Source organism: Pseudoglutamicibacter albus (assembly GCF_031458175.1).
Lineage (GTDB): Bacteria > Actinomycetota > Actinomycetes > Actinomycetales > Micrococcaceae > Pseudoglutamicibacter > Pseudoglutamicibacter albus.
The window spans coordinates 1,394,231-1,406,251 of sequence record NZ_JAVDXX010000001.1 but is presented as its reverse complement, the minus strand read 5'-3'; the positions used below and the strand labels follow the sequence as shown (position 1 = coordinate 1,406,251).

The window sequence follows — 12,021 nt, the reverse complement described above, 5'->3', positions numbered from 1 at the left end:
GCAGGTTCAGGCGCTACTCGGCGCCTTCGCCCGAACGGGTGCGGCGGCGCTGACGGCCACCTGAGCGGCGCCGCGAACGGCCCCCGCCACGCGAACGCTGCGATCCAGAATCACCCTGCGCGCCTGCGTCTGAGGCCTGCGCTGAGTTCTTACCTTGCGTTGGGTTCTGTTGCGTTGACTCGGCGCCTTCGCCCGAACGGGTACGGCGGCGCTGACGGCCACCGGAACGGCCGCTACGGCCACCCTCACCACGACCAGAACGCTCGCCGCGCTTGCTACGGCCACGTTCGCCACGGCCACGGCCGGAGCGAGCCGAGCGACGGGAACCGGAGCGCCCCGAGCCAGAGCGGCCACCGCGGGACTTACGGGAATCCGGGCCACCCAAATCCTCAACGTGCTCGGCATCCAAGCCAGCCAGAACACGCTTATCCCGAGGCAAGCGGCCTTTTGTGCCCTTCGGGATGTTCAAATCCTCAAACAGGTGCTCCGAAGAGGAATAGGTTTCGCGAGGCTCCTCAAAATCAAGGCCTAACGCCTTGTTGATCAGGCCCCAACGGGGAACATCCTCCCAATCCACAAACGTGACAGCCGTACCTTTGTGGCCGGCGCGGCCCGTACGGCCCACACGGTGCAGATACGTCTTCTCATCATCCGGGCAGTACAGGTTGATCACGTGCGTGACGTCCTCAACGTCAATACCGCGAGCGGCAACGTCCGTAGCAACTAGCACATCGACCTTATTGTTGCGGAACGCACGCAACGCCTGCTCGCGCGCACCCTGCCCTAAATCGCCGTGTAAAGCACCCGCCGCGAACCCACGGTCCTTGAGCTCCTCAGCCATCCGGTCAGCCTGGCGCTTGGTTCGCGTGAAAATAATCGTGCGGCCACGGCCTTCAGCCTGCAGCACGCGCGCAACAACCTCATCCTTATCCAACTGATGCGCGCGGTACACCAGCTGCCGGATGTCCTTCTTCGTGATATTCGCAGACTCATCGGGCGCGGACGCCCGGATATGCGTCGGCTTCGACATGTAGCGGCGCGCCATCGAAATAACAGGCCCAGGCATCGTCGCAGAGAACAACATCGTCTGCCGAACTTCAGGCACAGCAGCAATCAGACGCTCAACATCCGGGAGGAACCCCAGATCCAGCATCTCGTCAGCCTCATCCAAAACAACAATCCGCACAGCAGACAAATTCAGGTGACGCTGCCGGTTCAAATCAATCAAACGCCCAGGCGTACCGACCACCACATCGACACCCTTAGCCAACTGCTCAATCTGCGGCTCATACGCACGCCCACCATAAATCGTGGCGATCCGCACCGAACGTTTCGACGCTGCCAACGTCAAGTCATCCGCAACCTGAACCGCCAACTCACGAGTCGGCGCCACAATCAAAGCCTGCGGAGCCCCCGGATGCGGCAAATCCTCATAACCATCCTCACCCGGAGCAACAACACGCTGCAGAGCAGGGATACCAAAACCGAGGGTCTTACCCGTACCGGTCTGAGCCTGGCCAATGATGTCGTGGCCGCCCAAAGCAACCGGCAACGTCATCGCCTGAATAGGGAACGGGTGCTCAATCTCCTTGGAAGCTAAAGCCTCAACAATGCGAGCATCCACATCGAAATCAGCGAAAGTCTGCTGAGTGGTTTCAGTCATTCAATACTCTCTATTACGCCTGATGGGCGAAACCGACCGGGCCGGGACGGCGGCCATCGAAATCAACATAAGCGATCGAATCGCCAGGCACAGCGATCTTACGGCCCTTGACACCGCTCAACTGCAGCAGCGAACCGTTCTTGACGGCCTCTTCAATCTGAGCAACCACATCGTCATAGCTGGCATCAGTTTCAATACCAACCTCGCGGGCCACGTGTTTCACGCCGATACGAATTTCCATGTGAAGAACCTTTCGCCTCTGACTCACAGCCGCGAAAGCGACCGTCAATATCATCGATGTCCACCACGCGTGTGGTAGGAGGCATCGTGCTTATTCCCTACGTTACGGCATCTGTGTGGTTGAGTGTTCGAGATAGCCATCAATTCCGCGCCAAGCTAAGCGCCACACAAGCTCGCTTGCGCGCTCCCGGGTCATCTCATCCGAGGTCTGCTGCCACAAACCAGCGGCACGCTCCGCAGCCGCCGTGACAGCAAGCCCCAAATATGTGGCCTCAAACTGATCCAAAGACGTGAACGTAGCGAGCTTTTGGCCAATCTCGAGCCCGATCGTGTCGCGGAACTGACGCAAACGACGAGCAATTGTGGCCTCATGCGATAGATCAGACTCAAAAACTAGCTCGTGTGCGGAACCTTCCCGCGCCACGAAATCGAAATACGCCTCCACCGTAGAACGCACCGTAGTGAACGGATCATCAGACGCGTTCAACGCTTCACGGACAGCGAGAACCAAACTATCGAGCTCATGTTCAAGCAACGCCACATACAGGTCCAGCTTGCTGGAGAAATGCTGATACAAAACCGGCTTAGAAACCCCAGCGTTCTCAGCGATCAGATCCATCGACGCCGCGAAATAACCGTGCTGAGAGAAAGTTCTTTGCGCAACACCCATCAGTTGTGCGCGGCGTTCATCACGAGGCATTCGCCTGGCTGCTTGAGTCATGTCGATGTGTCCTTCCGCCTCAGACCGATGCGAACGGTTCGCAACCCAATGTACCGAATCTACCGGAGGAGCTAGTGCAGCGGTGGGGCCGACGAAGTGGTGGCGGCGATGGGGCGGAAGGATTGAGGCAGTGGTGGGGCGATGAGGCGGCGGGATTGAGGCAGTGGAGGGCTTGTGGTTTCGCGGAACCTCGTGTTGCGCACGTGCGGATGAGGTTAACGTGTACGTGGGATCATGGCCGCATGGAGAATCTAGCTAGTCCAGACCCTACGGCTTCTGGCCAAACAAGCTCGGGACTCGATGCGCGCGAGGCGCTCGTCTGGCTGGGCGCGGAAGCCGAGTTCACGAGTTCAGCAGCGACGAGCATCGACGGCCTTGCCACCGGTGTCCGTATCCTCACGACAACGCGGTTGCGGCAAGCCCAGCTGATGATCGCCCGGCCGGATGCCCGCGTGGTCTTGTGCGCGCCGGAGGCCGGTGAAAGCGAATGTGAAGCGCTGATGCGCGTGGGTGCCGAGCAGGGAACGCAGTGGGCTGTCATGGGCCTGCAGGCCGCAGTCGATGCCGGAGCCGAGAAGCGGGTCGCTGAAGCGATCGACGTAGGCGTGTTGATGCCCGCCCCGCTCCAGGCGGCACCGGAAGGATGGAGCCTTGATGCGGCACGCCAACGCGAGAAAGACAGTCAACTGACAACCCAGGATGTTGCGCTGGCATGCGAAGCCGCCGTCGCGAACTACCTGGACGGACACATCCACGCACCGCTCGCATGCCTGGCAACCGCAACTGCGGGCACGAACGGAGCTCGCGTGAGCGCAACCGCAGCCGGGGCAGGGCCCGTGCGAGCTGCAGTCAACGCGGTAGTGGCCAACGGAAGCCGCACACTGCGGCAACGAGCCGCAGGCCGCGTCGAAACGTTGGCTCAAGCTGAACAGCTCGGGGAACGCGCCGCTCAAGCACTCCTGGACGCAGGCGCCTAGGCGGCTCCGCCGTAGGTCAGCGGCCAGCTCCCATCTACGCGGGCCGAAGGGTTCTTGCGGCGCAAGAAGTCCTGGAAGTTCGCGGCCCACTCCTGATGCCACTGAACCTGTTGCGAATGCAGTAGCAACGGGTCGATCTGAACTTCGGCAGGGTAGCGGCGGGCAATCTCATCGGCCACACCAACAGCGGCTAGGGCATCCGCATCGGCGGTGTGGGCTTTATTCAACGGGACGTTATAGAACTCGCTCATTACGCTCAGCGTGCGTTTACCGCGGCGGAACCGGTCCAGTTTACGGTCCAGAACGAGCGGGTCGATGACCGGGCTCGCATCAATGGTTTCAACTCCGTGACGCTGAGCTTCCGAACGCAACACGGTGAAGTCATATGGGGCGTTGAACGCGATGACCGGCATGGTCTGGAAGAGTTGCGATAACAGCTCAGACATCTCGCGTACAGCCTCAACCGGATCGCGGCCGTCGGCTTGAACATCGGCGTCAGAAATCCCGTGGATCTTCGTGGTTTCTGGCGGGATGGGAACCCCAGGGTTCACAAGCCAGTTGTGCGACTGCATCAGTTCAGCCTTGCCGTTGATGATGCTGATGTTCGCTGAAACGATGCGGGCCTCGTGTGGGTTCGGAGACGTCGTCTCCAGATCGAACGCGGCACGCGGAAGCTCATGCCAAGGATGCGGTGCACTGTGAGCAGAAGATGAGGTCATGCATCTAACCTACCTGGGCTGTTGCGCGGCGAGGGCGGGTGGTTTGCGTGCTGTGGTTTTCTCTTAGGCTGTGCGGCGCGGGAGTTTCAAACTGTCAGACCCCTGTGATGCAGTGTGAGTGGAATCAAAGCTGGGCGTTGAGAGGAGGCCGCGATGAGTAACGTTCCTGGCGGCCGGGCACGGCCAGATAGTGCTGCTCGGGGTGGGGCGCTTCTGTCTGGGGAGGGCAGGCGCGATCCCGAGGTGGTGGATGAGGCCGTGTTTCGGGTCCTGGAAGCGTGTCCCGCCGGCAGGGTGGTGGCATACGGAACCGTTGCGGCGTGGCTGGGGCTTTCCAACGCTCGGAGGGCAGCTGCGGCAATGCGCCGTGCCCCGGAAGGCATCCCGTGGTGGCGGCATGTGCGTACCGATGGTGGGCTGATCCCTGAACTTCTGGGGTGTGCTCGGCGGCACTGGGAAGATGAAGGCACACCCTATGGCGCGCGTGGAGTACGTGAGGCGGCGTTCTGGCATCCGGACAGCCGCGAATGGAGCACGTTGAGAGACCGGATTGCGCAGCTTGAAGCGATCGACGCGGGCGAAACGGATGCGGGCGAAATGGGTGCGGACGAAATGGGTGCGGACGAAACAGACGCGCGCGGAACCGCCGGCAACGTAACCGCCGCAAGTGAAGCAACGGAGGAACCACGATGCTGAAAGAAGCTCCGCCGGAGGTGCCGGAATGGTACGAACTGCCGGAGTACGTGAAGAACCCCGGTTGCGGTCCCCGTGTGATTCTCGGTGAACCAGGAACAGGTAAAACCGAGCTCGCTTTGAGCCTCGTGGTCCACCGGATACGTGCCGGGATGGACACAACCGCGGGCATCATCTTGGTTCCTGACCGTGCCGCCGCGAACCGTCTGCGTGACCAGCTGGCACTGCGCAGCAACATCACGTTCTCTTCCCCCGTAGTGCGCACGTTCGCAGGTTTCGCATATGACGTTCTATCCCAAGCGTGGGAATCCGGTGCGCTCGCCGGGGTGCCAACCGCGCCCCGCCTTCTCAGCGGTGCTGAGCAAGACACTCTTATCGAGGAGCTTCTGGCCGGTCACCAAGAAAAAGGTGGCGGGCCAGCTTGGCCGGATTCCCTCGGCGATGCCCCACGCACTCGCGGTTTCCGTAGCGAGCTACGTGAATTCATGGACCGCTCCGACGAATTCAGTGCAAGCCCCGAAGAAATCCAGGCGGCAGGCAGGCGGCTAGGGATCCCAGAATGGGAAGCGACAGCCCAGTTCCTTCAAGAGTTCCGCGATGTAGCAAGCCTCCAACACCCGGAAGCCTTCGCCCCCGCTGAGCTCATGATGCAGGCGATCGTAGCGCTGGAAGCCAACACGGAGTTCGCGGCACGGTTCCTCGCGGATCTTGAGCTCGTCGTCATTGACGATGCTCAAGAAGCGACCCCGTCACAAAACCGGCTCATCAGCCTACTGATGAACACACCAAGCCGCGCCGGAGCCCGCGATGTCATCGCGCTCGCATGCCCCGATACCGTAGTTCAAGGTTTCCGCGGAGCACGGGCAGACCTAGTCGATGACCTCATTTCAACAGCGAAACAACGCACCGGGGAGAACGCGGTGACCGTGCTGGAAACCTCCACCCAGATGAGCGCCGCCCGGATGAGCCCAGGCATCCACAGCATGTACCGCGCCATCGTGAACCGGCTGCCCGCCATCGGAGCGGATGCGCTACGGCGACCCTATGAAGCACAGTTCGATGCCAGCGCTGAGGTTTCACTGGTTTCCAGCGTGGCTGATGAACACCGCCTGGTGGCCCGGCACGTCATCGACTCACATATTCGCAGGTCCGTTCCATACGAAGAAATCGCGGTTATCGCGCGCAACCAAGAACACGTATCCCGGCTCGCGCGCGCCCTGGAACTCAACGGAATCGCGACCGAACTGCCGCCAGCATCACGGCCGTTGAAAGAAGAAGCCGCGGTAGCGCCGTTACTTGACATGGCGCGCATCGCGCTGCGGCCAACGGAACTCGGGCCACGGAACGGAACCCACGAAGCCAACAAGACCAACGCGGCGCGCGCCGCGGCCGTGGAACTCCTCCTGCTGGGCCGCTACGGAGACGTCACGAGCATCGACATCCGCCGTATTCGCCAAGACCTACTCGGCTACGACCGCCTCAGGAACGCCCACCTCTACAACCAGGAGGACGGCCCAGGCATCAAACCGCCCACGAGCGACGAACTCCTCGGAAACCTCCTGGACGCCGACTACACGCAAGAGGACTATCAAAGCTGGGGTGCCGCTGGCCACGCCGCGTTACGCCTCAAAGGAATGATCACGGCAACACGAGAACACCTCACCGGACCCACAACACCGGCAACCGTGCTGTGGTCACTGTGGGAGAACGCCCGAATGGGTGAAGCCTGGCGCAGCACGGCACTGAAAGACAACGGCCTGCGCTCCAGCCGAGCACACCGTGACCTCGACGCAGTGATGGCACTGTTCCAAGCCGCCGAACGTTTCGCGGAACAAAACCCGAAAGGGTCCGTGATCCGTTTCATTGAAAGCCTCGAAGACCATGACGTCCCCACGGACTCACTTGCCCAACGAGGCTCCTCAAGCGGGCGAGTCAAAGTCCTCACCCCAGCGGCAGCCGCCGGAACCGAATACAACACCGTGATCATCGCAGGGCTGCAAGAAGGCGTTTGGCCATCCACCGGGCTACGCGGGCAACTCTTGCGTTCGCAAGACCTTGCGGCAGTGCTCGAACACGGGCCGGAAACACTGCACAGCACCACCCTGGCAGACAAGCTCAAAGCCGTACGTGCAGACGAGCTACGCCAGCTCGCCTCAGCGGTTTCCCGAGCCAGAGAACAGCTCTACGTCACCGCCGTCATGGACGAGGACATCACACCATCCACGTTCCTCGATACGATGCGCGGGCCACACGCCAGCAAACTCACACCCATCCAAGTGCCGCGGCCAGCCACACTTGCGTCCCTTGTTGCGGTGCTGCGCCGCACCGCAGAAGCAGGGGAGAGCGCGGACCTGATCGAGGACGCCGCGACCGTCCTGGGATACCTCAGCACAACAGGAGAACGGGGTAAAGAGCCAGCGGACAGCACAGCGCCAGTACGGGGTGCGGCACCGGAAGAGTGGTGGGGTTTGGCACCATTGAGCTCACATGATCCGGTGATCGCACCCGGAAACGAGATCAAAGTCTCCGGCTCGAAGGTAGAAGACGCGATCGAACGCCCGCAAACCTGGTTCATGCGGGCCGCCGGAGGAGTGAAACCCACAGACTTCGCGAGATCCCTCGGAACGCTGATCCACCGGATCGCGGAACGCTTCCCAGAAGCCAACATGGATTCGATGCTGAGAGAACTCAGCAGCAGCTGGGAAGAGCTCTCTTTCGACTCCGACTGGGAGAGCAAACGCGAATACGAATACGCGCGGGAAATCCTCGAGAAATTCGCAGCCTACGTTGGCTCACCACCGAGGGAATCAGCGAAAGAGGAACACGGATTCAAGGTAGCGTTGCCGCCAGCTGAAGGCGATCAACACCCGATCTCCATCAGTGGCTCAATCGACCGCATCGACCTAGACGACAACGGCCGCCCCACCATTACCGACCTCAAAACAGGTAAGAACCTCCCCACCCAAGAGGCAGTCAAAACCCACGATCAGTTACGCACCTACCAGTTAGCGGTCATCCACGGGGCACTCATGGAGCTCACTCAGATCCCCGAGGAACATCGCAACAGACCAGGGGGAGGGCGCATCGTCGGCTTGGGAGGAGCATCTAAAGGCCCTGCGCTGCGTGAACAGGAAAGCATCGTGGAAACAAAGCAAGTCCAGGACGCTGAACAGCGCGTGCGCGAAGCCGCAGCGATCATGTCTGCCGCAGACTTCTTGGCTCGGCACCTGCCCGGTGGATTCCCCTGCGCAAACCCCGGAACATGCCCACTGTGCTCTTCAGGAAGGCAGGTAACACACCCATGAGCGCCGAAAACTACACGCCAAGCCAACTTGCCGAAACCCTCGGAGCACACGAACCAACCAGCGAACAAGCCGCAGTCATCTCGGCCGGGATGGAGCCGTTGCTCGTCGTCGCCGGAGCCGGTTCCGGGAAAACCGCCACCATGACAGACCGCGTGCTCTGGCTTGTGGCAAACCAAAAAGTACAACCCGAAGGGATCCTCGGCCTCACCTTTACACGCAAAGCCGCAGGCGAGCTCGCCGAACGCGTGAGAGGACGCCTTGAAGACCTCCGTCGCCGCACAGGCGAAGAAATCGAAGGCCTCCAGAGCGGGTTAGGCCCCGAGATCTCGACCTACCACTCATTCGCGCAAGCACTCGTACGCGACCACGGGATGCGCATCGGGATCGAACCCGACGCCACACTCATCGACGAAGCACACCAGTGGATGCTGATGACCCGGATCGCCAACAGCTACGACGGCAACCTCGATGGCGTCGCTTACGCTAAAGCGACACTCATTGAAGCAGCCCTGAACTATTCCGGCCAGGCCGCCGAACACCTCGTTGAACCAGCTGAAACAGTCGACTGGCTCCACGAACACGCCGACCGTATCGCGGAACTTCCACCAGGAGCCACAGCCCGGACGAAAAACCCAAGCCCACTGATCGGAAAGCTGCGTAGCAAAGCCGTCATCGCGGACCTAGCCGGCCGCTACCAAACACTCAAACGGGAACGGTCCCTGCTCGATTTCGGCGACCTCATCAAACACGCCGTAACCCTTGCCGGGTTCCCGGAGATCAGTGCAGCCTACAGGGAACGCTTCCCCGTAGTGCTCCTGGACGAATTCCAAGACACCTCCCACGCGCAAATGGAGCTCTTCCATCGGCTTTTCGGGCACAGCAATCGCGGTCACAGTAAACACTGCATCACCGCGGTCGGGGACCCCAACCAGGCCATCTACTCCTTCCGAGGCGCATCAGCCGGCCAGCTTGAATCCTTCAAACACCGCTTCGGCACTACCGAAGAAGACGGCACGCACACACCCGCGCCGCAGATGGAACTGACCATCGCATGGCGCAACGGCCACAGCATCCTCGATGCCGCCAACCGCATCTCCAAACCGTTACGCGGCGGAGACCATGGCAGTGATCACGAGGCTGAAGCTGACCTGGAGACGACAGCCGATGCGAGCGGGGGAGCTGCAGGGCCCATCGCCCGTCGCGAGCGTGAGATCACGTTGCCGAGCCGAGGCAGCCTCCACGTCTCGCCACTTCGGGCACACGCGCACGCCGAGACCGCCGAAGTGCGACTAGCGTCCTACCTGCTTGAGCGAGACGAAGCAGAAGGGCTTGCTGACGCGATCCAGACGGAACGTGAAACGCATTACGCAAGCCACGGGACCTGGCCGAGTGTTGCGATGCTGACTCGTGTGCGCTCCAACCAAGAAACCTACGCCGAAGCACTACGCGAACGTGGAATACCGGTCGAGGTCGTAGGGCTCAAGGGGCTCACGGAAACCCCCGAGGTCCAAGACATCATCGCGACCCTCACCGTGATCAATGACCCGGGCCGTTCAGACTCCCTCATGCGTCTGCTCGCAGGCGCCCGCTGGAGGATCGGTCCCGCCGACCTCATGGCGCTCAACGATTACGCCGAATACAGGGCCAAGCGGCGAGCCTACGCAATCCAACACCAGCTCCCGGCCGACTTCGAATCCGAAGACGGATCCAAAGAAAGCGACCGCGGATTCGCATCCGACACCGGCGAAATCGTTGAAAGCGCAAGCCTCATCGAAGCGCTCCACAACCTTCCTCAACCCGGGTGGGTCTCCAAAGCGGGACGCACGCTGAGTGAGGCCGCGCATCGTCGTTTGACCCGCCTCAAAGAAGAACTCACTTACCTGCGTTCGCTCGCCAACGAAGATCTACCGACCCTCGTCACAGAAATCGAGCGAGTCCTCGGCCTCGACATCGAACTGCTTGCCCGGCCATACGCTCATGAAGCGAGTGCGCGGCGCCACGTCGATGCGTTCATGGACCTCGTCGTGACATTCGAAGCGGCACAAGAAGCCCCAGACCTCACCGCGTTCCTCGAATGGCTCAGCATCGCAAGCGATCACGGAGGCGGCATCGAACAAGCCCCCGAACCCGCGACCGACGGGACCGTGCAGATCCTCACGGTTCACGGATCAAAGGGCCTCGAATGGGACGTCGTCGCACTCCCAGGCATGCGCGAAGGAGACTTCCCAAGCGACAGGGCAACGAACTGGGTTACAGACGTCAGCGAGTTCCCGTGGCCGTTGCGCGGCGACCGCGATGGGCTGCCTCAGTTCACGGCGTTAGAAGACCCTCAACAATGGGTGGAGAATCAACGCGACCTCACAGACCTGAACTCCCTACCTAGTAGCAGTAAGAAGAAAAAAGAGGGTGCCCCGGAATACAAGACCGCCGTAGCCGAGCATGCAGTCAATGAGGAACGACGCCTCGCATACGTTGGTGTGACGCGTGCCCGCAGTCTCGTGCTGTGCAGCTCAAGTCGGTTCAAAGGCACCAACAAGAAACCGAGCGAGTCCTCGCAATTCTTCACCGAACTCACGAACATGGCCAACAGCGAGGGGGCAGGCTCGAACGTCCAGATCGCGCGAGGCCTCACGGCGGAAGAGGGGCAGGCCGCTGAAAATCCGGAAGCCGCCACCATCGTGGAGGCTGCGTGGCCTTACGATCCGCTCGAAGGCCCAACCATCCGCCACGTTCAGCCTGCATCCCTCGACGAAGACCTCGTGTCACAAGCGCAAGCCGCACAGAGCTCAGAGCCACGCGGCTCCGTGCCCCACAATCTAGTGCAACGCGTTATTGCGGCACCGGCCGCGGGACGCCGCGCCGCAGTGGAAGCTGCCGCGGATCACGTGCGTAGCGCCGCGCGAGGTCTTCAAATCAGCGGTGTGAACGGTGAAACACTCGCTGAACACATGAGAACCGAGGCTGGCAGAAAATGGGCCGAAGAAGCACACCTGTTGCTGCTGGAGCGCGCCGCGTCTGAACAGCAACACACATGGAAGCCAAGCCACGTACGTGCCTCGCTGTTAGTCGAAACGGAACAGAACCAAGACAACGCTTTCCGCAACCTCGTCCGGCCTGTTCCTCATCGGCCTGGCATCGCCGCCCAGCAGGGAACAGAGTTCCACGAATGGGTCGAAGAGCACTTCAACAAAGCATCAGGTTTCGGGCTTGATGACCAACTCATCCCGGATCTGGACGTGTATGCCGATGCGGAAGATTCAGCGACGCTGGATGCCCTCAAAGAAGGTTTCCTCGCCTCGGAATGGGCCGGCCGGGTCCCGCATCAAGTCGAAGCTCCCGTGGAAACCGCGATCGCCGGAGTCAGTGTCCGCGGGTTCATCGACGCAGTCTATAAAGAGGACGACGGCTGGCTGCTGGTCGACTGGAAGACTGGCCGTGTTCCCTCGAAAAAAGAACTGCCAGCCAAAGCTAGACAGCTTGCTGTCTATCGGCTTGCCTGGTCGCGTCTCACCGGTACACCCATCGAGAAGATCAAGACCGCGTTCTACTATGTGGGGCACGGCACCACCGTGTGGCCGGAAGACGAACAACTCGCAACAGAAGCCGAACTCGAAGCCGCACTACAACGCACCCTGAACCCGGAAACGAGCGGGGGAGCAGGGCCAAGCGCGGGACCTGAAAGTTAGCAAGGCGGGGCCGAGGG

8 protein-coding genes are annotated in these 12,021 nt (G+C 61.2%); 4 read left to right on the top strand and 4 right to left on the bottom strand.

Translation table 11 applies throughout. From position 1 onward, the window contains the following. Positions 1-13: 13 nt before the first annotated feature. The 3 genes from J2S67_RS06070 to J2S67_RS06060 form a co-directional block, all read right to left on the bottom strand. The gene (locus J2S67_RS06070) at positions 14-1,663 is read right to left on the bottom strand and encodes a DEAD/DEAH box helicase (protein WP_310247245.1); all 1,650 of its coding nucleotides are present in this window, start codon (positions 1,661-1,663) and stop codon (positions 14-16) included. 13 nt (positions 1,664-1,676) lie between these two features. After that, the gene (locus J2S67_RS06065; RefSeq protein WP_035755427.1) at positions 1,677-1,904 is read right to left on the bottom strand and encodes a DUF3107 domain-containing protein; all 228 of its coding nucleotides are present in this window, start codon (positions 1,902-1,904) and stop codon (positions 1,677-1,679) included. A 102-nt stretch (positions 1,905-2,006) separates the two neighbouring features. Further along, complete coding sequence (locus J2S67_RS06060; RefSeq protein ID WP_070508087.1) at positions 2,007-2,624, bottom strand: TetR/AcrR family transcriptional regulator; 618 nt, start codon at positions 2,622-2,624, stop codon at positions 2,007-2,009. Between the two features lie 242 nt (positions 2,625-2,866). Between J2S67_RS06060 and J2S67_RS06055 the strand changes: the two genes are divergently transcribed. After that, positions 2,867-3,601, top strand: coding sequence for a hypothetical protein (locus tag J2S67_RS06055; RefSeq protein WP_310247238.1), 735 nt, complete (start codon positions 2,867-2,869; stop codon positions 3,599-3,601). On the opposite strand, the gene J2S67_RS06050 is transcribed toward J2S67_RS06055, so the two are convergent. After that, complete coding sequence (locus J2S67_RS06050; protein WP_310247235.1) at positions 3,598-4,320, bottom strand: 3'-5' exonuclease; 723 nt, start codon at positions 4,318-4,320, stop codon at positions 3,598-3,600. The two genes, J2S67_RS06055 and J2S67_RS06050, sit on opposite strands and share 4 nt — an antisense overlap. Before the next feature lie 153 nt (positions 4,321-4,473). On the opposite strand from J2S67_RS06050, the gene J2S67_RS06045 reads away from it, so the two are divergent. Genes J2S67_RS06045 through J2S67_RS06035 form a run of 3 tightly spaced genes read left to right on the top strand, consistent with a single transcriptional unit; the run spans position 4,474 to position 12,004 of the window. Further along, entirely contained in the window at positions 4,474-5,016 is a 543-nt protein-coding gene (locus tag J2S67_RS06045; RefSeq protein WP_310247233.1) for an MGMT family protein, read from the top strand. Further along, on the top strand, positions 5,010-8,318 hold the full coding sequence (locus J2S67_RS06040) for an ATP-dependent DNA helicase (protein ID WP_310247231.1): 3,309 nt from the start codon (positions 5,010-5,012) through the stop codon (positions 8,316-8,318). The genes J2S67_RS06045 and J2S67_RS06040 overlap by 7 nt, the downstream gene beginning before the upstream one ends. Beyond that, positions 8,315-12,004 carry an ATP-dependent DNA helicase gene (locus tag J2S67_RS06035; protein ID WP_310247228.1) on the top strand — a complete coding sequence of 1,230 codons (3,690 nt, stop codon included), beginning with the start codon at positions 8,315-8,317 and terminating at the stop codon, positions 12,002-12,004. Before J2S67_RS06040 ends, J2S67_RS06035 begins: the two co-directional genes overlap by 4 nt. Positions 12,005-12,021: the final 17 nt, after the last annotated feature.

Bases quoted from the DNA above. Each gene is read 5' to 3' on its own strand.
- J2S67_RS06045 (WP_310247233.1), top strand. From the start codon at position 4,474: ATGAGTAACGTTCCTGGCGGCCGGGCACGGCCAGATAGTGCTGCTCGG.
- J2S67_RS06070 (WP_310247245.1), bottom strand. From the start codon at position 1,663: ATGACTGAAACCACTCAGCAGACTTTCGCTGATTTCGATGTGGATGCT.
- J2S67_RS06050 (WP_310247235.1), bottom strand. From the start codon at position 4,320: ATGACCTCATCTTCTGCTCACAGTGCACCGCATCCTTGGCATGAGCTT.
- J2S67_RS06065 (WP_035755427.1), bottom strand. From the start codon at position 1,904: ATGGAAATTCGTATCGGCGTGAAACACGTGGCCCGCGAGGTTGGTATT.
- J2S67_RS06040 (WP_310247231.1), top strand. From the start codon at position 5,010: ATGCTGAAAGAAGCTCCGCCGGAGGTGCCGGAATGGTACGAACTGCCG.
- J2S67_RS06035 (WP_310247228.1), top strand. From the start codon at position 8,315: ATGAGCGCCGAAAACTACACGCCAAGCCAACTTGCCGAAACCCTCGGA.
- J2S67_RS06060 (WP_070508087.1), bottom strand. From the start codon at position 2,624: ATGACTCAAGCAGCCAGGCGAATGCCTCGTGATGAACGCCGCGCACAA.
- J2S67_RS06055 (WP_310247238.1), top strand. From the start codon at position 2,867: ATGGAGAATCTAGCTAGTCCAGACCCTACGGCTTCTGGCCAAACAAGC.